Origin of the sequence: Arthrobacter sp. StoSoilB20 (assembly GCF_019977295.1) — a bacterium.
Classification (GTDB): Bacteria; Actinomycetota; Actinomycetes; order Actinomycetales; family Micrococcaceae; genus Arthrobacter; species Arthrobacter nicotinovorans_A.
This window is the reverse complement of the sequence record NZ_AP024651.1, coordinates 3,724,735-3,749,437: the sequence shown is the minus strand read 5'-3', so window position 1 is coordinate 3,749,437 and position 24,703 is coordinate 3,724,735. Positions and strand designations below refer to the sequence as shown.

Sequence of the window (24,703 nt, the reverse complement as noted above, 5' to 3'; positions counted from 1 at the left end):
CGTGTCTATTGTCCCTGATGCAGTTCGGAAAGCTGTTCAATCATGGCCAGCCTGTCCGGTTTTCCGTTGGGGAGCATGAGCAACTCGTTCTCCGCCAGGACTGTCTTGGGCGCCAGGACGCCCAGTGCTGCCTCGCGCCGGGACGTGAAGCCCTTGATGCCTTCGGGGCTCGGATCCGTCACCGCCACGTAAGCTGCCACGGCCTGTCCCCACTCGCGCGACGGGACGCCGGTCACGAAAGCCGCGGTGACGCCGTCGAGCTCTTCCAGCTTGCCTTGGATGAAGGCCGCGGAGGCTTTGACGCCACCGGTGATGATCACGTCATCGGCCCGTCCCAGGACGGTGAGCTTGCCGTCGTCGGACAGCTCCCCGAGGTCGCCGGTGACGTACCAGCGGACGCCGTCCTCCTCGAAGAAGGCTGCTTTGGAAGCCCGGGCCGCATCGAGGTAACCGGCAGCAACGGTGTCGCCGCCGAGCAGGATGCGTCCTTCCAGATCACCTTCGCCGATCCGGACCTCGACGCCGTCCAGCGGCTCGCCGTCGTACACGCACCCGCCGCAAGTCTCGGCTGAGCCGTAGGTGGTCACCACCTTGAGTCCCTGGGCGTGCGCGGCGGCGAGGAGATCGGGGGAGGCGGGAGCGCCGCCGAGCAGGATCGCGTTGAAGCGGCGCAGGACGGCAAGGGTTTCCGGCGCGGGGGAGTCCAGGAGGCGCTGCAGTTGCGTGGGTACCAAGGACGTGAAGCGGATCTTGTCCGTGAGTTCCTCCGCGGCAGCGGTAAAGGCCTCCGGTGTGAAGCCGTTGGACTGGTCCATCACCAACGGGCGCGTGCCTGCATAGAGCGAGCGGACCAGCACCTGGACACCGGCCACGTACTGCAGGGGGAGCGCCAGCAACCACTGGCCTTCACCGCGCAGGGCCATGGCAGTAGAGACCGAGGATGCTGCAAGGGCGTCGATGGTCAGGATGGTGGCCTTGGGCGTCCCGGTGGAACCGGAGGTGCGCACCACCACTGCCGCGTCCTCGACGCCGGTCTCCACCGGCACTGCTTGCGGCGCGCCGCTCTCGTCCAGGACGATTTCGACGGCGGGACCCTCGCCGTGGAGGGCGGCCATCAGGGCTTTGAGTACGGGATCAATGTCCACAGGGTGAGTCCTAGAAGTAGTAGGGGAAGCTGGACCAGTCGGGATCGCGTTTCTGGAGGAACGCTTCCTTGCCTTCCACGGCCTCGTCCGTCATGTACGCCAAGCGGGTGGCTTCGCCGGCGAAGACCTGCTGGCCTGCCAGTCCGTCGTCGGCCAGGTTGAAGGCGAATTTGAGCATGCGGATGGCCTGCGGCGACTGGCGGGCGATGTCAGCGGCGTATTCCAGGGCCACTTCTTCCAGCCGGGCGTGGTCCACGGCCTCGTTGACGGCACCCATCCGCACCATGTCATCGGCTGAATATTCGCGGGCCAGGAAGAAGATTTCCCGGGCGGCCTTCTGCCCGATCTGGCGGGCCAGCAGCGCAGAGCCGTATCCGGCGTCGAAACTTCCCACCGTGGCGTCGGTCTGCTTGAACTTGCCGTGCTCGCGCGAGGCGATGGTGAGGTCGCTGACCACGTGCAGTGAGTGGCCGCCGCCTGCCGCCCAACCATTAACGACGGCGATGACCACCTTGGGCATGGTCCGCATGAGCCGCTGGACTTCCAGGATGTGCAGACGGCCGGCGCGGGCGGGGTCGATAAACTCAGCTGAATCACCCGCAGCGCCTTCTACTTGGTAGCGGTAGCCGTCGCGCCCGCGGATGCGTTGGTCCCCGCCTGAGCAGAACGAGTGGCCGCCGTCCTTTTCCGAAGGTCCGTTGCCGGTGAGCAGCACGGTGGCGACGTCCGGAGTCATGCGCGCGTGGTCCATGGCGCGGTACAGCTCGTCCACGGTGCCCGGGCGGAACGCGTTGCGGACCTCGGGGCGGTTGAAGGCGATCCGGACCGTAGGGAGGTCCTTGACCGTGCCGTCAGCGGAGCGCTCTACCTGCCGGTGGTAGGTCATGTCCTTGAAGTCGTCAAAGCCGGAAACCATGCGCCAGCGTGAGGGGTCAAAGACGTCGGAAACCTTGGCAGGGAGTTGGTTGTTCACACTCCGAGTCTAGTAATGGCCTTAGCTGATGCAGAACTCGTTGCCCTCGGGGTCTGCCATGGTGTGCCATTCGTGGGGTCCCTGATTGGCGGTCCACAGGTGTTTGGCGCCGCGGGCTTCAAGTTCTTTGCGCACCTCATCCTTGTCCCGGCCGTCCAGCCTGACGTCCCAGTGCACGCGGTTCTTGACGGACTTTTGCTTGGGGTCTGTCTGGAACAGGATGCGGCGGCCGGTCTTGGGATCGGTGTCCTCGGCAGGCACGATCGCACAGCCGTCGGCCCAGACCAGCTTGCCCTTGTGGGTGATGGTCTGGTCCTCCGTGGCGAACCCCTGCTCGATCATGGACCGGATGAAGGCCTCATCCTGGGGCTCCACGTTCCATTCCAGCGTTTCGGCCCACCAATCGGCGAGCTCATGCGGCTTGTTGCAATCGACTACTACCTGGATGTTCAGTGTCATGCCCACCACGCTATTCCCGGCGACGGGTGGCCGGTAGGTGGATGCGGTCATTTTTGGTCCGGATTGCACGCCTGGGGCGCATTCAAGCGTGTTTGAGTCGCGTTCAAGCGCGCTTGCCACGCTCAAAAAGGTGACTTAGTTGGGCAACATTTCGGGCGGGATGGCGTAGATGAGCACTACTGCCATGAGGTTCTTCGCCGCATGGACAAAGTAGGAGAACATCAGGTTCTTCCCTGTCCAGACATACACCGCCACCAAGACCACGGCCATTCCCAGGTACGGCGCCAAAGCGGACAACACCAGTCCTTCACGGCCCACCACATGGATGGAGGCGAAAACCACCACGGAGATCACGCAGCAGATCCAGATGTTCACGTACTGCGACAACTTGCCGATCAGTAGGTGCCGGAACAAGTACTCCTCCACGAACGGGCCCAGCAGCACCAGCAGCGGCACCATCAGCCATGCCGGTACTTGCTGCAGCAGGCCTTGGATACCCAACTGGTTTTCGGAGCTTTGTGCCGTACCGAATGCCGCCACCAGGACGGCCGTGAGGATCAGCATCACCACGATCGCCAGCGGGATCATTCCGAGGGTGAACCAAGGGCGGGTGGCCAGGATCTTGAGGTCGCGCCCTGCGACGCGCCACGCGGAGGCCACTGCAAATATTCCGACACCGGCATAAAAGAGGGCATTGACGGCATAGGAGGCGGTGGCCGGCTCGGGGAACAGTTGGAGCATGAACCGCTCCACCGCTTCGCCCGCGAAAGTGAAGTAGGCAGTAAAGCCGAGGTAGACCGCTACTGCCAGGGCGTCGAGGGCGGTGAACCTGTACAAACGTGCCTTGGTGGAAAGTGGTGTGCCCATGTGAACAGCCTAGCTTTGCGTGGCCCCGGCATTAGTGCGGGCCCAGTCAGGACTGGCCCGTCAAAGTCAGCGTGATGAGCACGCAGTTCAATCCCACGATCAGCACGGCACTGGTCCAGCCGGCGATGCGAAGGGGCATGGAGTCCGTGTGCAGTCCCATGACCTCCTTTTTGCCTGTGAGGCGGATCAACGGAATCAGGGCGAACGGGATGCCGAAGCTGAGCAAAACCTGGCTAAGTACCAAGGCCAGCGTCGGCTCGATGCCGGCACCCAGGACTATCAGGGCGGGGATCAGGGTGATGACGCGCCGGGTCAACAGCGGAATGCGGACTTTCAGGAGGCCACCCATGATGGTCGCCCCGGCATAACACCCAACGGACGTGGAGGCCAGTCCTGAGGCCAGCAGGCCAATCGCGAAAATGACTCCGATCGCGGGGCCCAAGGCCGATGTCACCGCTGCATGGGCGCCTGCGATGGTATCGGTACCTTCGATGCCGCGGAGGCTTGAGGCAGCAAGGAGCAGCATCGAGATGTTCACTACCCCTGCCAGCAGCAGGGCGCCAACAACGTCCGTCCGGGTGGCCCGGATCAAACGGTTCCGGACCAGCGGGTCAGGTGAGAACCCGTGCCGGTCGCGGGCCAGTGCCGAGTGGAGGTAGATCGCATGGGGCATCACCGTGGCCCCGAGCATGCTGGCTGCCAAAAGGATGGTGTCGGTGCCTTCAAAGCGCGGAACCAGGCCACCCAGTGCGCTCGCGGCATCGGGCGGGTTGACGAACAGCCCGGAGACGAACCCCACCGCGATCACTCCCAGCAACACCAAAATGGCGTACTCGAAGGACCGTTGCCCACGCCGGGACTGGAGAGCCAGCAACATCATGGAGGCGATGCCCACAATGACTCCGCCGGCCAACAGGGGGAGCCCGAACAACAGGTTCAAAGCCACAGCCCCACCAATGACCTCTGCCATGTCCGTGGCTCCGGCTACAACTTCGGCTTGCACCCAGTAGAGGCGCCGACGCGTGTTTCCCAGCCGCTTCCCCAGGATTTCCGGCAGGCTCATCCCGGTAGCGAGGCCAAGTTTGGCCGACTGGTACTGCACCAGGACGGCCATGGCGTTCGCCACTACCAGTACCCAGACCAACAGGTATCCGTAGTTTGCACCTGCGGTGAGGTTGGCGGCGACGTTTCCCGGGTCAACGTAGGCGATCGCGGCCACGAAGGCGGGCCCCAGCAGTAAAAGCCGTGACCATACTTTGCCGGGTGTGGCACGTTTTTCCAGTGCGGGTGCAGCCATTGGGGATCCTCATCGTTGGGGGTTCTCCTTCTGAGAATACCGAAATTTAGGCATACCGAAAAGTTTTATTTAGGGCATCCGGTTTTCGTGGGACATCTCAGCCGCGAACTTGACGCGGCCGGCATCCATGGGCAGGCTTGAGCCATGAAGTCTTGAGCGCAGCCCCCTTCCTGCGGCTGCATCCCCAGTACCCACATGGCTTTAGGCCACCCACTGCGGACTTGCGAGGATTCCTCTTGACTGACCACCTTTACCTTTCCGGCGTTTCCCATGGCTATGGGGACCGCGAACTTCTCCACAACGTTGACCTCGCCATCCACCACGGCGAGCATGTAGCAATCGTCGGCGAAAACGGCGCTGGAAAATCCACCCTGCTGCGACTGCTGTCCGGGGTGGAAACCCCCGACGACGGCGCTGCCGGCTTGAGCGGTAACCCCGGCTATCGCGTGGGTTACCTCGCCCAGACCCACGGCTTCTCCGAGTCCGTGACCGTTGGGGACGCCATCGATTCCTCCCTGGCTTCGCTGCGTTCCCTTGAAGCCCAAATCCTCGACCTCGAATCAGGCCTCGCAGATGCCGGCAGCGAAGAACTTGAGCTCTACGGAAGCCTGCAAACGGAGTACCAACTCCGCGAGGGCTACGCGGCCGAATCCCGGGTGGAAGCAGCGCTGGACAAGTTGGGGCTGGGAGGCTTGGACCGGCGTCGAACGCTTGGATCCTTGTCCGGCGGCGAGCAGGAACGCGTGGCGCTGGCCTGCTTGCTGGCTGATCCCGCAGAGGCGTTGCTCCTGGACGAGCCAACCAACCACCTGGATGCGAACGGAACCGCATGGCTTGAATCGCGGCTGGCCGCGCACCGGGGCACCGTGGTGGTGGTCTCGCATGACCGTGTCCTGCTGCGGAAGGTGGCCACCACCATCATCGAAGTGGACGCCGATCGTCGCTCCGTGAACCGCTACGGGAACGGCTATGAAGGCTACCTCCATGAGAAGGCCGCAGAACGTGCACGGTGGATCCAGCAATACGATGAATGGCTCGATGCCATGGCCGCCGAACGCCTCCAGGCCGCCACTGTGGGTGACCGCATGGGCTACGGACGCAAACGCGACAACGACAAGATGGCTTTCGGGTTCAAAGCCGGCACATTGCAGAGCGCGGTCTCCAGTAAAGTCCGCAACGCCCAGGAACGGCTCCGCAGGCTTGAAGAAAACCCCGTGGACCGGCCGCCGGTGCCACTGAAGCTGGCGGCACCTGTGGGAGCCGCTGCGGTGGCAACAGGGGATCCTGCGCTCGAAGCCCGGGGCGTCAGTGTTCCGGGGAGGCTCGAACGCACCGACCTGAGGGTGGAGACCGGTCAAAAGGTGCTCATCACCGGGCCCAACGGCGCCGGTAAATCCACGCTGCTGTCGGTGCTGACGGGGAACGTGGAGCCATCCGAGGGGACGGTATCGGTCCGGGGCAGCGTGGGTTATCTGCAGCAGGAGTTGGAGGTCCCGACGCGCCCGTCGCTGCGGTTGCTTCCGGCGTTCGCTGCAGGCTTGGGTGGAAACATCGATGAACACGCTGAGGGTTTGCTCCGCCTGGGCCTCTTCCGGCCGGCCGAATTCCATGTCCCCGTCGGTGGCCTCTCGGCAGGACAACAACGCCGGCTCGCCCTCGCCCGGCTCCTGCTGGGCGGATACGAAACAATGATCGTGGACGAGCCCACCAACCATCTGGCGCCCGTCCTGGTTGAACAACTGGAGTCCGCGCTGGCCTCGTTTGCCGGGACTTTGGTGATCGTGAGCCATGACCGTGCCCTCGGGGAGTGGTTCGATCACTGCGCCCGCGTTGGCGGGACTGGCCGGGACTCTTCGGCGGGTTCATGGGTCCGCTACGGGATGCAGGGCGGCGAACTGCGGTAGCCGCTTTGGCTGGCTTCACAGTGGGGCTCCGCCGTGGGGCTCCTTGCTGCGCGTCCCGTGCTGCGTGTTCCCTGCTGGGCATCCGGTGCGGCGCGTTCCTTGCCGTGTGTCCCGTGCTGCGCGTCCCTTGCTGCGCGTTCCCTCACTGGCCTGCCGCGTCGGTGAGCTGTTGGCAAAGTGATCGTTACCCTCTGTCCTGCCTTCGGAAACACGGCGGCGGACGTCCTGAAACATCGGCGGAGCACCATGGAAAGGGCACCGGCCGAAAGGACTTGTCCCCGTGATCATCCAGAACCTCTTCCTGCAGGGCATCTACAACTTCGAAGGCACGGGGCTGGATAAGCCGATTCCGCTGCACGCCGAGCTTTCACACTTTGTTCCGGACGGTGTGATCAACCAGACGCTCTACTTCCGCGGCGGTAATTCGAGCGCGGAACTGATCACCGTGGTGCTGATGCGCGACCGCCTTCCCCTGCGCTATTTTCCGATCGGGGCCAAGAGCGATGTCCACATTCCGCTGCGGGTAGTGGAGGACACTGAGGGCGGCTCGGTGATCGAACTGTTCATCGTGGCCCCGGCCGGCGTTCGGGGTTACGTGGTGGTGGACCTTGGCATGGTGGAGCACTGATGAAGAAGCAACTGGTGGTGGTCGGAAACGGTATGGCCGGCGCCCGGGTTGTGGAAGAAATTCTGGCAAGGGGCGGTGCCGATCTCTTTGAGATCACCATGTTCGGCGAGGAGCCCTATGCAAACTACAGCAGGCTCATGCTCAGCCATGTCCTCTCGGGGGAGGAGAGCGTGGCGGACATTTTCCTCAACTCCCTGCCCTGGTACCAGGCGAACAACATCACCCTCCATGCCGGGGTCCGGGTGGACCGGATCGATAAGTTCAGCCGGCACGTCTTCGCCGCCGATGGCCGGGTGGTCCAGTACGACCACCTGATCATCGCTACCGGCAGCCGCCCTTACCTGCCATCCATGGAGGGGCTGTATTCGCCCAGCGGAACGCTCCGGCGGGGCATTTTTACTTTCCGGAACATGGAAGATACCCGCAGGATCATGAAGTTCGCCGGGCTCGGGCAGCGCAGTGATGAGCAAAGCAGGGCAGTGGTGGTTGGTGGCGGTTTTTCAGGTTTGGCGGCAGCCCGGGGACTGCGTGCAGCCGGCATGGATGTCCGCGTGGTCCACTCGGGCAGCCACCTGATGAGCGCGCAGTTGGGTCCCGACGACGCTGCAACACTGCGGCGAAGCGTTGAGGCGCTGGGAATCAGGGTGCACACAGGAAGCCGGACCACCGCGATCCGGGGGGCGGACAGGATCACCGGGGTGGGGCTGAACGACCAGCCGGACCTCGACTGCGACATGGTGGTGCTCGCCGCAGGGAAAAGACCCAAGGTCGATGTCGCCGTCGTGAGCGGTTTGGCAGTGGAGCGGGGGATCGTGGTTGATGACCATATGCGGGTTTTGGATGAGGAAGGAATCCATGCCGTGGGGGAGTGCGCGCAGCACCGCGGTGAGGTCTATGGGCAGGTGGCACCTGTGTGGGAGCAGGCCGCCGTGCTGGCTGACCAGCTCACGGGTTGGGATTGGCGTTCGATGTATCTCGGGTCCTCCGTCCTTTGTCCACAGCCCCCTGTTGCCTGCGTCACGGGCATTCCGGTTAATCCCGTAAGATAGACGGGTTGCGCGAAGCTTCGGCGTTCTGCGTTCTTTGTCACACTTCGGGTCCTCAAAGGAGGGAAAACTCGAATTTTGTGTGCCAAAGCCGCCTGTGTTCCGGCATGGGCGTAACACCTACAGCAATACCCCAACCCACAAGGAACAGCTGTGCCGCAAAGTACTCCCACAGATCTCCAGAGCTCCAAGGCCTCATCCGCCGCCTCGGGCTCAACCCTCAGCGCTGAGGGATACCAGAAGACCCTGAGCCGCCGCCATGTCACCATGATCGCCATGGGCGGCGCCATCGGCGTCGGCCTCTTCATGGGTGCCGGTGGGCGCCTGGCCTCCACCGGTCCGGCCCTGATCTTCTCCTATGCCATTGCCGGCGTCATCGCTTACCTGCTGATGCGCGCGCTCGGTGAACTCATCATGTACCGCCAGACCTCGGGCTCTTTTGTGAGCTACGCCGGTGAAATGTTCGGCAAGAAGGGCGCGTTCCTTTCAGGCTGGATGTACTTCATCAACTGGGCCATGACAGGCATCGCCGAACTGATTGCCATTGGCCTGTACTTCCAGTTCTTCTTCCCGAATGTCCCCATTGAACTGTCCGCCATCGCTGCGCTGGTGCTGCTGGTGGCCGTGAACCTGTTCAGTGTCAAGGCGTTCGGCGAGTTCGAATTCTGGGCGTCCTGCCTCAAGGTCGCCGCGATCCTGATCTTCCTTGCCGTGGGCACTTTCATGGTGGTCACCAACGCCAAGGTGGGCGATGGCCATGCATCCGTGGCCAACCTCTTCCACGAAGACGGCGGCATGTTCCCCAAGGGTGGCCTGGTGATGATCCTGGTCCTGAACGCCGTGATCTTCGCTTACAACGCCATCGAACTGGTCGGCATTACCGCAGGCGAGATGGAAAACCCGGAACGCGAAGTTCCCAAGGCGATCCGCGCCGTCGTGATCCGCATTGTGGTTTTCTACGTCGGTTCGGTGACGCTGCTCGCCATGCTCCTGCCCTCTGACCAGTACGTTGCCGGCACCTCGCCGTTCGTTACCGTCTTCGGCCAGATGGGCCTGGGCTGGATGGGTGATGTGATGAACATGATCGTCATCACCGCAGCACTGTCCTCCTGCAACTCGGGCCTGTACTCGATCGGCCGCATCTTCCGCACCATGGCCAACAACGGCCACGCACCCCAGTGGCTCACCAAAATGTCCACCCGCCATGTGCCCTATGCTGCCATTCTTGCGATCGGCGGCGTCTACCTCGTGGGCATCCTCCTGAACATCTGGCTGGGTGGTTCGCACGCCTTCGACCTCGCGTTGAACACGGCCTCCATCGGCGTGATCTTCACGTGGGGTTCGATCTTCGCAAGCCAGATTGCCCTGCGGAAAAAGCGCGGCAATGTCTCCAGCCTGCCGATGCCCGGTTCGCCGTGGACCAGCTGGCTCGGACTTATCGCGCTGCTGGCCATCACGGTGCTGATCGGGTTCGACACCATGACCGACAAAGCCACCGGCGAGGTCTTCCTGCTGGGTCTGTGGACCCTCGCCACCATTCCGTTCTTCGCCCTGGTCCTGTGGCTCGGGTGGCAGAAGGTCAAGAACAACCAGCCCAAGAGCGAGCTTTTCAGCTAAGACTCTGCTGGGTCCTGCGTTTCAAACGTACGACGGCGCGTGCCTCCTTCCGGGGGCACGCGCCGTTTGCGTTGGTGGGACCTCGCGTTGTGGGGCCCGCTGTGCTGGGTAAACGGGGTGTGATGCGAGCAGAGTGGGCCTCGCAAGGATCGGGCCTCGCGTTGCGGGGCCTGCTGTGCTGGGTAAATGGGGTGTGATGCGGGCAGAGTGGGCCTCGCAAGGAACGGGGCTCGTGTTGCGGGGCCTGCTGTGCTGGGTAAATGGGGTGTGATGCGGGCAGAGTGGGCCTCGCAAGGATCGGACCTCGCGTTGTTGGGCCTGCTGTGCTGGGTAAACGGGGTGTGATGCGGGCAGAGTGGGCCTCGCAAGGAGCGGGGCTCGCGTTGCGGGGCCTGCTGTGCTGCCTAACCGAACTTGGGGATCAACACCGGAGTGCTCTTCTTGTACTCCTCGTACCCGGCCTCGCCGCCCCAGGTTTTGTCGGCCTTCTTTTCCAGGAGGGGGATGCCGCTGACTTTGGTGAGCAGGAGGGTGACGAATACCGGGGAAATCAGTGCCACCCACTGCCAGCCTTGGAGCACGGGGATGGCGATAATGGCCACGCCGGTCCACAGGAGGATCTCTCCGAAGTAGTTCGGGTGCCTGGATTTGGCCCACAGCCCTGTGGAGATGAACTTGCCCTTATTGGCGGGGTCGGACTGGAAGCGGCTCTTCTGCTTGTCGGCCACGATCTCAATGGCGAATCCTGCAGCCCACATCAGGAATCCGAGGATCGCCAGCCAGTCGAGCCCTACCCGGTTGGTGCTGGTGATGGCCACCCATGCCGCAGCCGCCGTGAAGACTACCCAGAGTCCTTGGATGGTCCACACGTTGAGGAAGCGAACCAACGATGGCTTGATGTCGTCGAAGCGGTCGTCCTTGCCGGCCTTGTGGATCCGGCGGGAGAGGAAGGTGCCCAGCCGCAGCGCCCAAGCGGCAACCATGGCGGCGAGGAGGAGCGAGCGGGCATCGATCCCGGGCGTGGCAATCACCAGAAGAAGGGTGATGGCCACGTATGTCAGGGAGCCGGTGAGATCGAAGTACTTCTCCGTCTGGGCTTTGAAGGAGGGGATGAACACCAGCCATTGAATGATGAACGCTCCGGCGACTGCTGCCGCAAAGAGCGGAATTCCGGCCACGCTTGCCCCATTGTGGCTTCCGGCCACGGCGACGAGCGCGCCCAGCAGTACCACCACGGGAAGGGCAATCAGGCCCTTCCTGTCTGAATCCTTCACGATGGGGCTCCCTTTTGCTGGCTGAAAGCGCTGCCTTTTGCAGACGCTGATACCTAGCCTGTTTGATGTTCAAACTTATTTGATTACTATATAACCATGCAAAACGATGAAAAGGCTACCGGCGGGTTCGGCCATCCAGCCTCCGGGACCTTGCAGGGCTTGTTTGGGCTCGCCAATGAGACCGAGCGGAAAGTAGCCCGCGCCTTGGAGCTCAACCTCACTGATTACAGGGCTCTCACCGTGCTGGCCGACTCCGGCCCGGTCACGGTCGGATCCCTCGCCTCGGAGTTGGGTTCGACGGCGGCCACCACCACGGCCTTGGTTAGTCGCCTTGAGTCCCACGGCTACGTGGAACGGCTCCGCAGCACCGAGGACAGGCGCCAAGTGCACGTCAACGTCACCGAGGCCGCATCACGCCGGATCAAAGACCTGATGCGGCCCCTCCTCTCTGCCGCCAACGCCCAACTGGACGCTTTGCCCACCGACCAGCAGGTCGTCGTCGTGGAATTCCTGGACGCCGTCCGGAACCTTATGGAGGATCACTTGCAGTCCCTCTCCATGGCGGACACCCGTTGAGGGAATTTACATCGCCGCCGCTGGTCGACACCGCCAACCACCGCAATGCCACAGAACTCCTGATGCACCGCTTCCGGACCAATCCAGGCCACATCGCCTTCGAGGTCCGGGAGGCGGCGATCACCGGGCCGTGGAGGCAGGTAACCACCGGGCAGTTCGTGGACGAAGTCCGGGCGCTGGCCAAGGGATTCATTGCTGCGGGAATCCAGCCGGGTGAGTCTTTGGCCATCATGTCCCCCACCCGGTACGAGTGGGCACTGGCCGACATGGCAGCCTGGTTCGCCGGCGCCGTCGTGGTTCCTGTCTATGAAACCTCAGCGGCCCCGCAGGTAACGGCGATCCTGGCCGATGCCGATGTCCGCCTTGCCGTGGGCGGCAGCGCAGAGCACGCGGCCTTGCTGGAACAAGGGTTCAACCAGGCAGGCATCCATCCGCTGGGGATATGGACCCTCGATGCCAGCCCTGGCGCCGACATTGCTGACCTGGTGTCGCGCGGTGTTGAAGTCCCGGACAGTGTTGTGGAGGATCGGCGCCTGCTGGCCGACCTCGATTCCGTGGCCACCATTGTGTATACCTCCGGCACCACCGCGGCCCCCAAGGGCGCCCTCATCACGCATGGCAACTTCGTGGGACAAGTGCTGAACGTGGCAGGTGCCTACACCGAGGTAGTCCGCGAGGGCGGCAACACCATCATTTTCCTGCCCATGGCGCACGTTTTGGCGCGCGGGCTCCAACTGATCTGCCTGGCCAACGGCATGAGGATCGCGCACCTTTCAGATCCCCGGGACGTCGTCCCTGCGCTGGGAGCCCTGAAGCCCACGTTCCTGGTGGTGGTCCCGCGCGTGCTGCAGAAAATCCAGGCGTCCGCCGCTGCCGCTGCCACGCAGAAAAAGCTCGGCCGTGTGTGGGCCGCGGCCCAGCGAACCGCTGTGGAGTGGGGACGGTTCGCTGAAGCGCACGACGCCGACCCTCGCCTGCGTGCCACCGCCGGCCTCCGCATCCGGCGGGCTTTGTTCGACCGCCTCTTCTATGCCCGGCTCCGGAACCTGGTGGGTGGGCGGCTCGGCTACCTGCTGTCCGGCGCCGGTGCGCTCGATGCTGAACTGTCCCTCTTCTTCCGTGGACTGGGACTTCCGGTGATCGAGGGCTACGGCCTCACCGAAACAACGGCCCCGTTGACGGGAAACCTGCCGGGGTCCATCAATTCCGGATCCGTGGGCGTCCCGATGCCCGGAACCACCGTGCGCCTTTCGGCTGAGGGGGAGGTGCTGGCCCGCGGCGTTGGTGTCTTCGCCGGCTACCGCCGGGCGTCGGACGATGCCGAAGCGTTCGTGGACGGGTATTTCCGGACCGGTGACCTGGGCGAGCTGGATCACTTGGGAAGGCTCACCCTCAAGGGCCGGATCAAGGATGTGATTGTCACCGCCGGTGGAAAGACCATTTCGCCATCCATCTGGGAAGGCTACGTTGAAGGCGATCCATTGGTAGCCCACGCCGTGATGGTGGGGGAGGGCAAACCATATCTGGGCGGACTGGTGCTGCTGGACCCCGAATCGTTGGCAGCGTGGGCGGAGCGCGAGGGCATCGCCGACCTCAAGGGGCTGCGGATTCCAGAGGACGGCGGCGCTGTCCAAATAGAGGACGTCCGGCTTCTTGCGCTCATTGGCCAGGCCGTTAGTGACGCCAATTCGAAAATTGCCCGCTCGGAGCAGGTGAGGCGGTTCGTCCTGCTCCTGACCGACCTCACGGAGGCCAACGGGATCGTGACACCCACCATGAAGCTCAAACGTGGCGCCTTTACCGAACGCGCCAGGCACATTGTGGACAACCTCTACGCAGACCCCCGGCGCCAAGGATGAACGCGGGCCTGAAACGCTGGCTTCTGTCCTACGCCCTGGCCGCGGCGGTCTTTGCCGCGATCGACGTCGTCTGGATCCTCACGGTGGCGCAACGGCAATATGAAAGCCAGATTGGGCACCTCCTGGCGTCCAGCCCGCACCCGGTCGGGGCAGTGCTGTTTTATCTGGTCTTTGTCTCCGGCATTGTCCAGTACGGGGTGAGGCCGGGGAAAGCTGACATCACCCTGCGCAGGAGGATCCTCGGTGGAGCCCTGTTCGGATTCTTCACCTACTCCACCTGGGCTTTGACTGCGCTCGCCATCCTTAAGGACTTCCCTGCACTGGTGGCCGTGACGGATATCCTCTGGGGCGTGGGAGTCTGCGCCGTTGTCACTTGGCTGACTGCCCTGGTGGGGACTGTCAGGGGTCGGGTCTAGGCTCGATGTATGGAACTCACCACCACCCTGACGCAACACAATAACGGCGCCCTGCCCGGCAGCTCTTCTGCGAAGGCGGTATCCCTCTGATGGCGGCTGCGAAGATTGCAGCACCCAAAATTTCCCCTGTCCGCCTGGAAGAACTGCGCGACGACGACGCCCCCGACTTCCAGCGCGGCGAACGGTATGACGGTGTCCGGTGGACCAAGGTCTCCGCTGACGGGGAGGAACTGAGTGGTTCGGACTTTATCGAGTGTGAGCTGAACGGTGTCTCCTTCAATGAAGCCCAGCTGCGCGGGGCCACGTTCCGTGAGTGCATTCTGGCCGAACCTTACGCGCCCATCTTCACAGCGGCGCGAAGCTCGTGGCAGGACGTGGAGATCAGCAACCCGCGATGGGGTTCGGCCGAACTCTACGAGGGAAACTGGCGCTCCGTCCGGATCGACGGCGGCAAGCTGGACTATGTAAACCTCCGGGGCTCCAAGCTGATGGATGTGCAGATCTCCGATTGCATCATCAATGAGTTGGACCTCGGTGCCTGCGCCGGGACCAGAATCGCGCTGAAGAACTGCACCATCGGCACCTTGGATGTCACGGGAGCCAAGCTGAAGGACGTGGACCTGCGGACCTCCGAGTTCCGGGGCATCAACGGACTGGCTGGCTTGGCGGGCGTCATTATTGACGACTATCAACTGAGCCTCATGGCGCCCCTTTTGGCGGGCCACCTGGGGATCCGGGTGGTTTGATCCGGCTGTGGGCCGGTGCAGCAGATGACGCCAGCTGTTGACCGGTCCGCCTGGCCGTGTAACCTTTATAGAACGAACGGTCGGTATATTATTCCGCGCCGGTCCCTTTCACTTTTCGCGAAGGATGTTCTCATGGTCGAGGCTTTTCTTGTTGGCGGCGCACGAACGCCTGTAGGTCGCTATGGCGGGGCTCTGTCCTCGGTCCGTCCCGACGACCTCGCAGCACTGGTGGTCCGGGAAGCAGTGGCGCGTGCCGGCGTCGACCCTGACTCCATCGATGAGGTGATCCTCGGCAACGCCAACGGCGCCGGCGAGGAAAACCGGAACGTTGCCCGCATGGCCACGATCCTGGCCGGACTTCCCCTCCACATCCCCGGCATCACCGTGAACCGCCTCTGTGCCTCGGGCCTCAGCGCGATCATCATGGCCAGCCACATGATCAAGTCGGGAGCGGCGGACATCGTGGTGGCCGGTGGCGTTGAGTCCATGAGCCGGGCCCCTTGGGTGCAGGAGAAGCCGACCACCGCGTTCGCCAAGCCCGGCCAGATCTTCGACACCTCCATCGGCTGGCGCTTCGCCAACCCGCTCTTCAGCAAGGGCGAGCTCTCCCGGGACGGCAAGATGACCTACTCCATGCCCGAAACGGCGGAGGAAGTGGGTCGTGTGGACAACATCTCCCGGGAAGACGCTGACGCCTTTGCTGTCCGCTCCCATCAGCTGGCCCTCGCAGCCATCGCCGGCGGACGGTTCAAGGATGAAATCGTTCCCGTGACCGTCAAGACGAGGAAGTCCGAGACCGTGGTGGACACCGACGAGGGCCCCCGCGAGGGCACCACCATGGATGTCCTGGCAGGGTTGCGACCCGTCGTCCCCGGTGGATCCGTGGTCACGGCCGGCAACTCCTCCTCGCTCAATGACGGCGCCTCAGCCATCATCGTCGCCTCCGAAGCGGCCATCAAGAGGTTCGGACTGACACCGCGCGCACGGATCATCGACGGCGCGTCTGCCGGGTGTGAGCCCGAAATCATGGGCATTGGCCCGGTTCCGGCCACGCAAAAGGTCCTGGCCCGCACCGGCCTCACCGTGGACCAGCTGGGGGCCGTGGAACTCAACGAAGCCTTCGCCACGCAGTCGCTTGCCAGCATGCGCCGCCTCGGCTTGAACCCGGAGATTGTGAACAACGACGGCGGCGCCATCAGTTTGGGTCACCCCCTCGGTTCCAGCGGCTCACGGATCGCAATCACATTGCTTGGCCGGATGGAACGCGAGCTCACCTCTACTACGGGACCGAAGCTTGGACTGGCGACGATGTGCATCGGCGTTGGACAGGGAACCGCGATGCTGCTGGAAGGCATGTAATGGCACTGAACCCGGAAGACTTCACCACCCTCTTGCTCGAGGACCGCGAAGACCGCCTCACGGTTCTGCTGAACCGCCCCGAGGTCCGTAACGCGATTGACCAGACCATGGTGGACGAACTCCACCAGGTCTGCGCCGAGCTGGAGAGGAACCCCAAAGTACTGATCATCGCCGGGACCGACGGTGTTTTCGCCTCCGGAGCCGATATTGGGCAGCTGCGCGAACGTCGCCGCGATGACGCCCTGCAAGGAATCAACTCCACCATTTTTGTGCGCATCGCCAAACTTCCCATGCCCGTTATCGCGGCCTTGGATGGCTATTGCCTGGGTGGTGGCGCTGAGCTCGCCTATGCAGCGGACTTCCGCATTGGTACTCCGAGTGTCCGGATTGGAAACCCGGAGACGGGACTGGGGATCCTCGCCGCGGCGGGTGCCAGTTGGCGACTCAAGGAACTCGTGGGAGAGCCAAAGGCCAAGGAAATCCTCTTGGCCGGGACTGTGCTGCGGGCAGAAGAAGCCCTCCGGATCAGCCTCATCACAGAGATTCATGAAGCTCCGGAGCTGATGGATGCGGCGCACAAGCTGGCCGACCGGATTGGACGCCAGGATCCCTTGGCGGTCCGCATCACCAAATCCGTCTTCCATGCCCCCGCCGAGGCCCACCCGCTCATCGACACTCTCGCCCAGGGAATTCTCTTCGAGTCCCAGGCCAAGTTCGACCGCATGCAGGCGTTCCTCGACAAAAAGTCGGCCAAGGCTTCGCAAGATTCCGCAACCGATGATGCCGACCCGACTCACGACAGGACCCAGAAATGACCGTTGTTCCAGCCATCCCGCACGTCGTTGGAGTCCTCGGTGGTGGCCGGATGGGTGCCGGAATCGCACACGCATTCCTCACTAAAGGTGCCACCGTGATCGTGGTGGAACGCGATCACGAGGCAGCAGCCGGAGCGCAGGATCGCGTTGCTGACGCCGTCACCAAGTCCGCCGCCCGCGGCACCCTGAATGAAACTCATGAACAGGCGATGTCCCGCTTCAGCACCTCCACGGACTACACATCGTTCATCCACTGCGGACTGGTGGTGGAAGCGGTGCCGGAGGATTACGATCTCAAAGTCAAGGAGCTGAAGGCTGTGGAGGAACACCTATCCGCCGATGCCTTCCTGGCGTCGAACACCTCCTCGCTTTCCGTCACTGGACTGGCCAACGAACTTCGCCGGCCCGCCAACTTTGTGGGGCTGCACTTCTTTAACCCGGTGCCCGCATCCACCCTCATTGAGGTGGTGCTGGCCAAGGAGACGTCTCCCGAACTCGCTGCTGCGGCCAAAAACTGGACTGAGGCACTCGGCAAGACCGCCGTCGTCGTCAATGACGCTCCCGGCTTCGCGTCCTCAAGGCTCGGCGTCGCCATTGCCCTTGAAGCTATGCGCATGGTGGAGGAGGGCGTGGCATCGGCCGAGGACATCGATGCCGCCATGGTCCTCGGTTACAAGCACCCCACGGGCCCGCTGAAGACCACGGACATTGTGGGCTTGGACGTCCGGCTGGGCATTGCCGAATACCTGCACTCGACTCTTGGTGACCGTTTCGCTCCGCCGCAGATCCTCCGGGACAAAGTGGCTCGCGGTGAACTCGGGCGCAAGACGGGCAAGGGTTTCTTCGACTGGAACGACTGACCTCCGGCTTGCCCCGCAGGCGGTTAGGCTAGCCGGGTGACTTCAATTGAACCCATCACCCTGACCGGAAAATTCGTGACACTGGAACCCTTGAGCCAGGAACACCATGACGGGATGGTGGAGGCGGCCCGTGATGGCGACCTTTGGAAGCTTTGGTACACCTCCGTGCCGACGCCGGAGGGCATGGCTGCTGAAATCGATCGCCGCCTGGGCCTCCAAGCGGAGGGGTCCATGCTGCCTTTTGCTACGCGATCCAACGCCACGGGCAAGCTCATCGGCATGACCACGTACATGAACATCGACGCTGCCACTCCGCGGTTGGAGATCGGCTCCACCTGGAACGCCGCGTCGGCGCACGGTACGGGGACCAATCCGGATTCCAAGCTGCTGCTCCTGGGGCATGCCTTCGAAACGCTGGGTTGTGTAGCTGTTGAATTCTGCACGCACTGGATGAACCAGCAGTCCCGCGAAGCCATTGCCCGGCTCGGCGCCAAGCAGGACGGCGTGCTCCGAAGCCACTCCCGCAGCAAGGACGGCGCCCTTCGCGACACCGTGGTGTTCTCCATCCTCGAGCACGAGTGGCCCGCTGTGCGCAACGGGTTGGAGTTCCGGCTGGCCAAGTACGCCGCGTAGGTTCTTGTCGCCCCGCCGAGGGGTGAGCTCTCGCCCCTTTACGTGCTCTGAGGGGTGAGTTCTCGGCTTTATGGGGTTGGGGATTGTGCTGGGATCTAACCCCTCGGCGAGCGTGGTGGGGGAGTACGTGCGCCGAGGGGTGAACTCTCGCCTTTATGGGGTTGGGGATTGTGCTGGGATCTAACCCCTCGGCAAGCGTGGTGGGGGAGTGTGCGCGGTGAGGGGTGAGCTCCCGCCCTTTACGTGCGCTGAGGGGTGAGCTTTCGGCTTTATGGGGTTGGGGATTGTGCCGGGATCTAACCCCTCGGCGGCCATGTGGAGGGGGTTGTATGTCGAGGGGTGAGCTCTCGCCCCTTTACGTGCGCTGAGGGGTGAGCTCTCGCCTTTATGGGGTGGGGATTGTGCCGGGATCTAACCCCCTCGGCAAGCGTGGTGGGTGAGTGCGTGCGGTGAGGGGTGAGCTCTCGCCTGTATGGGGTGGGGATTGTGCCGGGATCTAACCCCTCGGCAAGCGTGGTGGGGGAGTGCGTGCGGCGAGGGGTGAGCTCTCGGCTTTATGTGTGGGGCTATGTGCTGGGATCTAACCCCTCGGCGGCCAGGGAGGTCTGTTCGCAGCTCTCCCGCAGGCGTACTCTGGCCACACATTGCCCCGGTATGCGGCCGAATGGTGGGGCGAGCCGTGACCTCCGCACTTTCGGAGTGCCGGAGCCCCATTTGAGCATTATGAAGGGGAAAATCATGGCAACTCATCAAGCACGACGACGGCTGGCTGCTTTGGCGGGCGGGCTCGCTGTCCTGGGACTTTCGCTGGGGTTCGTGGGGAGTCCGGCTACCGCGGCTCCGCCGCCATCCGTTGACTATGTGGCCCTTGGCGATTCTTACACTGCAGGTACGGGAGCTGGTGGCCTGTACAGGGACGCGCCTTGCTGGCAGAGCCACCCTGGCTATGTGGACGTGGTTGCTGGTACTGGCCGGGTCAATCTACTGTCCAACCTCGCCTGCCACGGGGCACTGTTGACCTTTGATCCGGAATTTCCGAGTCCCTTCTATAACGGCGCACCAACGGTTCTGGAGCAGATCGCACTGGGCCAGACCGCACTCCACAACGCAGAACTAGTGAGCATCACTGCCGGGGCCATAGATGCTGGGAGCCTTCTGGCGCTCCAGGCCTGCGCGTCGCCGGATACTGTGGGTTGCGCAGGGACCGTTAATGCGATCATCGCCAACCTCCCGGTGCTCGAAGCCGGCCTCGAGGGTATCTACCAGACCATCCAGGCAACAGCCCCGCAGGCAACCATTGCTGTGGTGGGTTATCCGCGGCTCTTCGATCCTGCCAATGGTCTGCCGGTCATTCCCGTGGAGAACCAGGCCAACGTCAACAAGGCCACTGACGCCCTCAACTCGGCCATCGCCAAAGCAGTCGCTGACAGCCGGACCAACGCCAAGTTTGTTGACGTTACCAAGAGGTTCGCCGGGCATGCAGCGAATTCCTTGGATCCATGGATAGTGCTGGACTTCCGGCTGCCGCTCCCTGACGCCAACTTCCATCCGAATGTCGCCGGGCACCAGGCATACGCCGCGGCATTGGTCTCGACGGTCAAACCCGCCCAACTCGCGAAGCGGTAAGACCAACCCGTTCGCCGAGGGGCGGGCTCTCGGCAGTATGCGAGCTTGAATGTGCCGAGAGCTAACCCCTCGCGGGCCTCAAAGTGCCGAGAGCTAACCCCTCGGCGGCCAGGAGGGGTGAGAGCTAACCCCTCGGGGGCCAGGCGGGGTGAGAGCTAACCCCTCGCGGGCCTCAAAGTGCCGAGAGCTAACCCCTCGGCGGCCAGGAGGGGTGAGAGCTAACCCCTCGGCGGCCAGGAGGGGTGAGAGCTAACCCCTCGGCGGTCAGGAGGAGTGAGAGCTAACCCCTCGGCGCGCCTCATCACTCACGCACCCACTCGCGCATGTGCTTAGCTGGCTCCTATGGAGGGGACACCTGAAGCTCAACAAAGCGTCCACTGGGACGGCGCCGTGAATGCGTGGCGGATCGCCGGCGATGTCTACAGGATGGGCCGGCACGAGTGGGTCACCCAAGCCGGTTGGCAGCAGATGTACGACGACGGCGTCCGCACCGTGATCGATCTCCGTGCCGACCGCGAACGTCACCAACGCGACACCGATCCTGAGGTGCCGGAAGACGTGAAGGCGCGTATCGACGTCGTACATTGCCCTACGGAGGATCCGGACCATCGCCGCTTTAGCGAGCTGTTCGGCCCGTATCTGAAGGACCCGGCGCAGTATGGCGACTACGTGGACCTGTTCGCGGACAGGATCGCCCCGGTCTTCAAAGCCATCGCGGCCTCGCCCGGCAAGGTGGTGGTCCATTGCTCGGCGGGGCGGGATCGCAGTGGGGTGATCGCGCTGATGCTGCAGCGGCTTGCGGGTATGAGCGATGAGGCCATTGTGCGGGGCTATGAGCTCGCAGCCAGGGGAATCAATGAGCGGCATCGCACGCACGGAGCCCCGCATGCCCATGATCCGTTCCTTCCTGAGGACGAGCTCGAGGCCATCCTGGAACAGAAGAGGGCGGGCCTGCTCAGGTTCCTCGAAGGGCTGGATGTCCTGGAATTCCTGAAGGCCAACGGGGTCTCGGAACACGAGGTGGGCGCGTTGAAGTCCAAGCTCGGTTCCGGGGCCATCGCCGCTGCTAACATGCAGGATTGATCACACTTTCCCAACGGAATGGACCCGCCATGAACGCCGGTGCCCGCGTCACCATCGTGACCCGAACCAAGAACCGCCCAATCTTCCTGGCCAGGGCACTGGATGACATCTTCGCCCAGACGTTCCAGGATTTTGAGTTGGTGATTGTGAACGACGGCGGCAACCCGGCCGACGTCGACCATCTCACCGCCCAGCGGGCGGATGACGAGCGGAAGCGCATCACCACGCTTCACCATTCCGCATCCGTTGGCATGGAGGCGGCGTCGAATGCGGGAATCAAGGCCGGTTCGGGCGAGTTCATCGTGATCCACGACGACGACGATTTTTGGGCTCCGAACTTCCTCGAAAGCACTGTGGCGTACCTGGATGAGCCTGCCCATGGGGGCGAAAGCGGTGTGATGGTCCGGACCGAGATCGTCATTGAGGAGCTGAAGGGGGATCGCATTGAGCCGATCCGCCGGGAGATCTTCTGGGCGGACATGCAGCAGATCACCCTTGCGGACATGTTGAAAATCAACCGGGCCGTTCCCATTTCCTTCCTGTACCGCCGGGAACTGCACGACGCCGTGGGCTACTACAACGAAGACCTACCCGTGGTGGGTGACTGGGAGTTCCACTTGCGCGTCCTTAGCCACTCGCGTGTTGGCTTCCTCGACGGCGAACCCCTTGCGTTTTGGTCGCAGCGCCCCGAATCCCAGGGGCATGACGGCAACAGTATTTTCGCAAAGGCCGCGGAGCACGCCCGCTACGATGCTCTGGTCCGCGACCAGCATCTCCGGGAAGGTGTTGCCCAGGGTGGGCTGGGCGGGATGTTGTACCTGACCCGCGTCCTGGCTGAGCAGGAGGAGCTGATCCGGGACCAGCAGCGTCGCCTCGACGAGACCGGGGCCAAGCTTGACCATGTGCTGGAGCGGCTCGATGCCTTAAACCAGACTGTCATTTCGCGGACGAGCGTGGGGGAGTTCCTGAAGAAGCCGTTGTTGCTGGCGAAGAAGCTGGGCGGCCGGAGCTAAGGTCCCTCACGAAATACCTGCTGTACTCTTCCGGGCATTCATGTACCCTGTATATATTACCGAACGGCCGGTCAGTAATGTTGGCTCCAGTCAGCAGGGACCGTGCCGCTTTCACGTGCCTTGGAAGGACCCGTCGACGATGACCACTACAGCAGTCGCCCCGGAAACCACAGCCGTTGCAACCGTGCCCAGTTACGTTCAGGATGCCTGGTGGACGCCGGCCCCTGACGCCAGGAAAGTCCCGGTCCGCGATGCCAGCACCGGAGAAGTCCTGGCCAACGTGAGCACCGACGGTCTGGACCTCGCCGCCGTCGTAAATTACGGCCGGACCACGGGCCAAACCGAACTCGGGAAGCTGACCTTCCACCAGCGCGCCCTCAAGCTCAAGGAGCTTGCCCAGTACCTCAACGGGCGGCGCCAGGAACTCTACGAATCCTCTTCGCAGAGCGGCGCCACCAAGATCGACAACATGATCGACATCGACGGCGGCATCGGCGTACTCTTCACGTTTGGCTCCAAAGGCCGCCGTGAACTGCCCAACTCGCAGGTGGTGGTGGACGGCCCCATGGAGGTGCTCTCCAAGGACGGTTCGTTCGCCGGCGAGCACATTTACACCCGCATTCCGGGCGTTGCCGTGCAGATCAACGCCTTCAACTTCCCCGTGTGGGGCATGCTGGAGAAGTTCGCGCCCGCGTTCCTCGCCGGCGTCCCCACGATCGTGAAGCCAGCGACGCCGACAGGCTACGTTGCCGCCGCCGCGGTCAAAGCCATGGTGGAATCGGGCATCCTCCCTGACGGTTCCCTCCAGCTGATCTCCGGTTCCGCGCGGACCATCCTGGACGAACTCGACTACCGCGACCTCGTATCCTTCACAGGCTCGGCGTCCACGGCGAACTCGCTGAAGGGCCACCGGAACGTGGTTCAGGGCGGCGTCCGTTTCACCTCTGAGACCGACTCCCTGAACGCCGCGATTCTGGGGCCAGATGCTGTTCCCGGTACGCCCGAGTTCGACGCCTTCGTCAAAGCCGTGGTCACAGAAATGACCGTCAAGGCCGGCCAGAAGTGCACCGCCATCCGCCGCATCATCGTTCCGCAGGCCCTGACCGCAGACGTTGCTGCCGCCGTCGGAGCCCGCATCAACGAACGCGTCGTCGTAGGTGACCCCCGCGCCGAGGGCGTCACCATGGGTGCGCTTGCATCCCTGGAGCAACTCGCGGATGTCCGCGCTGCAGTGCAGTCAATGCTTGACGCCGGTGGGGAACTTGCGTACGGATCCCTCGATGCGCCGTCGGTCACCTCGGTTGGCGGTGCCGTGGGCGTAGTGGAGGACGGTGCGTTCATGTCGCCCGTGCTCCTGAGCTGGTCCAACGCCGAAGCCAAAGAAGTCCACTCGCTCGAAGCCTTTGGCCCGGTTTCCTCCGTGATGGGTTACTCGGACCTGGCCGACGCAGTCCGCCTCGCAGCCCGCGGCTCCGGTTCCCTGGTGGCCTCGGTATGCACCAACGATCCTTCAGTTGCCCAGGAGCTCGTGCTTGGCATTGCCGCCCACCACGGCCGCGTGCACATGCTCAACCGGGAAGATGCCCGCTCCTCCACCGGTCACGGTTCCCCGGTGCCGCACCTGGTTCACGGCGGACCCGGTCGGGCCGGAGGCGGCGAGGAGCTGGGTGGCATCCGCTCCGTGCTGCACCACATGCAGCGCACCGCCATCCAGGGTTCGCCGAACATGCTGACTGCCGTCACGGGCCAGTGGCACACCGGCGCCGACCGCAACTTCACGCTGGAAACCGAAGGCGAGCACCCGTTCCGGAAGTCGTTGGCCACCCTGCGGATCGGTGATGCCGTTCGCTCCGGGCTGCGCGAGGTGAAGCTCGAGGACATCACAGCCTTCGCCAACTCCACCGGCGACACGTTCTACGCCCACACCAACCAGGAAGCAGCCGAAGCCAACCCGTTCTTCCCGGGCATCGTGGCCCACGGCTATTTGCTGCTGAGCTGGGCTGCCGGGCTCTTCGTGGAGCCGGCTCCGGGCCCCGTGCTGGCCAACTACGGCTTGGAGAACCTGCGCTTCATCACCCCCGTGGCTGCGGGCGACTCCATCCGGGTCACCCTGACGGCCAAGAAGATCACGCCTCGTGAGACTGATGAGTACGGCGAGGTGGCCTGGGATGCCGTCCTGACCAACCAGAACGAGGAAATCGTGGCCACGTACGACGTCCTCACCCTCGTGGAGAAGTAGCCTTCTCTCATGTCCCGCGGGGTGTGGGGGATCGCTCTCTCATGTCCCCCGGGTTTGGGGGGGTGACGCTCTCTCATGTCCCGTGGGGTGTGGGGGATCGCTCTCTCATGTCCCCCGGGGTTTGGGGGATCGCTCTCTCATGTCCCCCGGGGTTTGGGCCGGTCCATCTATCACATCCCTCCGGGTTGGCCGGTCCCTCTTGCAGCAACGACAAAACGCCTTTCCCCTTCAATGGGGAAAGGCGTTTCGTCGTTCCGCCTGAAGGTAG

The 24,703-nt window shown here is 63.4% G+C and carries 22 protein-coding genes; 16 read left to right on the top strand and 6 right to left on the bottom strand.

Annotated elements, in window-relative coordinates; translation table 11 throughout:
* Window positions 1-5: 5 nt before the first annotated feature.
* The 5 genes from LDN85_RS17025 to LDN85_RS17005 form a co-directional block, all read right to left on the bottom strand.
* On the bottom strand, window positions 6-1,145 hold the full coding sequence (locus tag LDN85_RS17025) for an AMP-binding protein (protein WP_223943623.1): 1,140 nt from the start codon (window positions 1,143-1,145) through the stop codon (window positions 6-8).
* Between the two features lie 10 nt (window positions 1,146-1,155).
* Window positions 1,156-2,118, bottom strand: coding sequence for a 1,4-dihydroxy-2-naphthoyl-CoA synthase (locus LDN85_RS17020; protein WP_223943622.1), 963 nt, complete (start codon window positions 2,116-2,118; stop codon window positions 1,156-1,158).
* Window positions 2,119-2,139: 21 nt separating this feature from the next.
* Entirely contained in the window at window positions 2,140-2,577 is a 438-nt protein-coding gene (locus tag LDN85_RS17015) for a VOC family protein (RefSeq protein ID WP_223943621.1), read from the bottom strand.
* Window positions 2,578-2,712: 135 nt separating this feature from the next.
* Window positions 2,713-3,444, bottom strand: coding sequence for a CPBP family intramembrane glutamic endopeptidase (locus LDN85_RS17010; RefSeq protein WP_026541295.1), 732 nt, complete (start codon window positions 3,442-3,444; stop codon window positions 2,713-2,715).
* Between the two features lie 46 nt (window positions 3,445-3,490).
* Window positions 3,491-4,741 carry an Nramp family divalent metal transporter gene (locus LDN85_RS17005; protein ID WP_026541294.1) on the bottom strand — a complete coding sequence of 417 codons (1,251 nt, stop codon included), beginning with the start codon at window positions 4,739-4,741 and terminating at the stop codon, window positions 3,491-3,493.
* A 236-nt stretch (window positions 4,742-4,977) separates the two neighbouring features.
* Here LDN85_RS17005 and LDN85_RS17000 point away from each other — a divergent pair, with 236 nt between their 5' ends.
* The 4 genes from LDN85_RS17000 (at window position 4,978) to LDN85_RS16985 (ending at window position 9,936) form a co-directional block, all read left to right on the top strand.
* Entirely contained in the window at window positions 4,978-6,645 is a 1,668-nt protein-coding gene (locus LDN85_RS17000) for an ABC-F family ATP-binding cassette domain-containing protein (RefSeq protein WP_223943620.1), read from the top strand.
* A 280-nt stretch (window positions 6,646-6,925) separates the two neighbouring features.
* The gene (locus tag LDN85_RS16995; RefSeq protein WP_223943619.1) at window positions 6,926-7,273 is read left to right on the top strand and encodes a molybdopterin oxidoreductase; all 348 of its coding nucleotides are present in this window, start codon (window positions 6,926-6,928) and stop codon (window positions 7,271-7,273) included.
* On the top strand, window positions 7,273-8,322 hold the full coding sequence (locus LDN85_RS16990) for an FAD-dependent oxidoreductase (protein WP_223943618.1): 1,050 nt from the start codon (window positions 7,273-7,275) through the stop codon (window positions 8,320-8,322). The genes LDN85_RS16995 and LDN85_RS16990 overlap by 1 nt, the downstream gene beginning before the upstream one ends.
* 150 nt (window positions 8,323-8,472) lie before the next feature.
* Entirely contained in the window at window positions 8,473-9,936 is a 1,464-nt protein-coding gene (locus tag LDN85_RS16985; RefSeq protein ID WP_026541290.1) for an amino acid permease, read from the top strand.
* Between the two features lie 404 nt (window positions 9,937-10,340).
* Here the strand turns inward: LDN85_RS16985 and LDN85_RS16980 are convergent, their stop codons facing one another.
* A complete protein-coding gene (locus LDN85_RS16980; RefSeq protein ID WP_223943617.1) occupies window positions 10,341-11,210 on the bottom strand; it encodes a DUF1295 domain-containing protein in 870 nt (289 codons plus the stop codon).
* Window positions 11,211-11,306: 96 nt separating this feature from the next.
* On the opposite strand from LDN85_RS16980, the gene LDN85_RS16975 reads away from it, so the two are divergent.
* The 12 genes from LDN85_RS16975 (at window position 11,307) to paaZ (ending at window position 24,435) form a co-directional block, all read left to right on the top strand.
* The gene (locus LDN85_RS16975) at window positions 11,307-11,786 is read left to right on the top strand and encodes a MarR family transcriptional regulator (protein ID WP_051421567.1); all 480 of its coding nucleotides are present in this window, start codon (window positions 11,307-11,309) and stop codon (window positions 11,784-11,786) included.
* Window positions 11,783-13,645 (top strand): AMP-dependent synthetase/ligase, encoded by a 1,863-nt coding sequence (locus LDN85_RS16970; protein ID WP_223943616.1) that lies wholly within the window; start codon window positions 11,783-11,785, stop codon window positions 13,643-13,645. The genes LDN85_RS16975 and LDN85_RS16970 overlap by 4 nt, the downstream gene beginning before the upstream one ends.
* Window positions 13,642-14,061 (top strand): DUF2177 family protein, encoded by a 420-nt coding sequence (locus tag LDN85_RS16965; protein ID WP_223943615.1) that lies wholly within the window; start codon window positions 13,642-13,644, stop codon window positions 14,059-14,061. The genes LDN85_RS16970 and LDN85_RS16965 overlap by 4 nt, the downstream gene beginning before the upstream one ends.
* An 89-nt stretch (window positions 14,062-14,150) precedes the next feature.
* Window positions 14,151-14,807 (top strand): pentapeptide repeat-containing protein, encoded by a 657-nt coding sequence (locus LDN85_RS16960; RefSeq protein ID WP_223943614.1) that lies wholly within the window; start codon window positions 14,151-14,153, stop codon window positions 14,805-14,807.
* 132 nt (window positions 14,808-14,939) lie between these two features.
* Window positions 14,940-16,166 (top strand): acetyl-CoA C-acyltransferase, encoded by a 1,227-nt coding sequence (locus tag LDN85_RS16955; protein ID WP_026541285.1) that lies wholly within the window; start codon window positions 14,940-14,942, stop codon window positions 16,164-16,166.
* Complete coding sequence (locus LDN85_RS16950) at window positions 16,166-16,981, top strand: enoyl-CoA hydratase/isomerase family protein (RefSeq protein WP_026541284.1); 816 nt, start codon at window positions 16,166-16,168, stop codon at window positions 16,979-16,981. The genes LDN85_RS16955 and LDN85_RS16950 overlap by 1 nt, the downstream gene beginning before the upstream one ends.
* The gene (locus tag LDN85_RS16945) at window positions 16,978-17,841 is read left to right on the top strand and encodes a 3-hydroxyacyl-CoA dehydrogenase family protein (RefSeq protein ID WP_223943613.1); all 864 of its coding nucleotides are present in this window, start codon (window positions 16,978-16,980) and stop codon (window positions 17,839-17,841) included. Before LDN85_RS16950 ends, LDN85_RS16945 begins: the two co-directional genes overlap by 4 nt.
* Before the next feature lie 36 nt (window positions 17,842-17,877).
* Window positions 17,878-18,474, top strand: a complete 597-nt coding sequence (locus tag LDN85_RS16940) for a GNAT family protein (protein ID WP_026546487.1) — start codon at window positions 17,878-17,880, stop codon at window positions 18,472-18,474.
* Between the two features lie 738 nt (window positions 18,475-19,212).
* A complete protein-coding gene (locus LDN85_RS16935) occupies window positions 19,213-20,100 on the top strand; it encodes an SGNH/GDSL hydrolase family protein (RefSeq protein WP_223943612.1) in 888 nt (295 codons plus the stop codon).
* Window positions 20,101-20,442: 342 nt separating this feature from the next.
* Complete coding sequence (locus tag LDN85_RS16930) at window positions 20,443-21,183, top strand: tyrosine-protein phosphatase (RefSeq protein WP_091549734.1); 741 nt, start codon at window positions 20,443-20,445, stop codon at window positions 21,181-21,183.
* Entirely contained in the window at window positions 21,180-22,196 is a 1,017-nt protein-coding gene (locus LDN85_RS16925) for a glycosyltransferase family 2 protein (RefSeq protein WP_223943611.1), read from the top strand. Before LDN85_RS16930 ends, LDN85_RS16925 begins: the two co-directional genes overlap by 4 nt.
* Window positions 22,197-22,335: 139 nt before the next feature.
* A complete protein-coding gene (gene paaZ, locus LDN85_RS16920; protein WP_223943610.1) occupies window positions 22,336-24,435 on the top strand; it encodes a phenylacetic acid degradation bifunctional protein PaaZ in 2,100 nt (699 codons plus the stop codon).
* The last annotated feature ends 268 nt before the right edge of the window (window positions 24,436-24,703 follow it).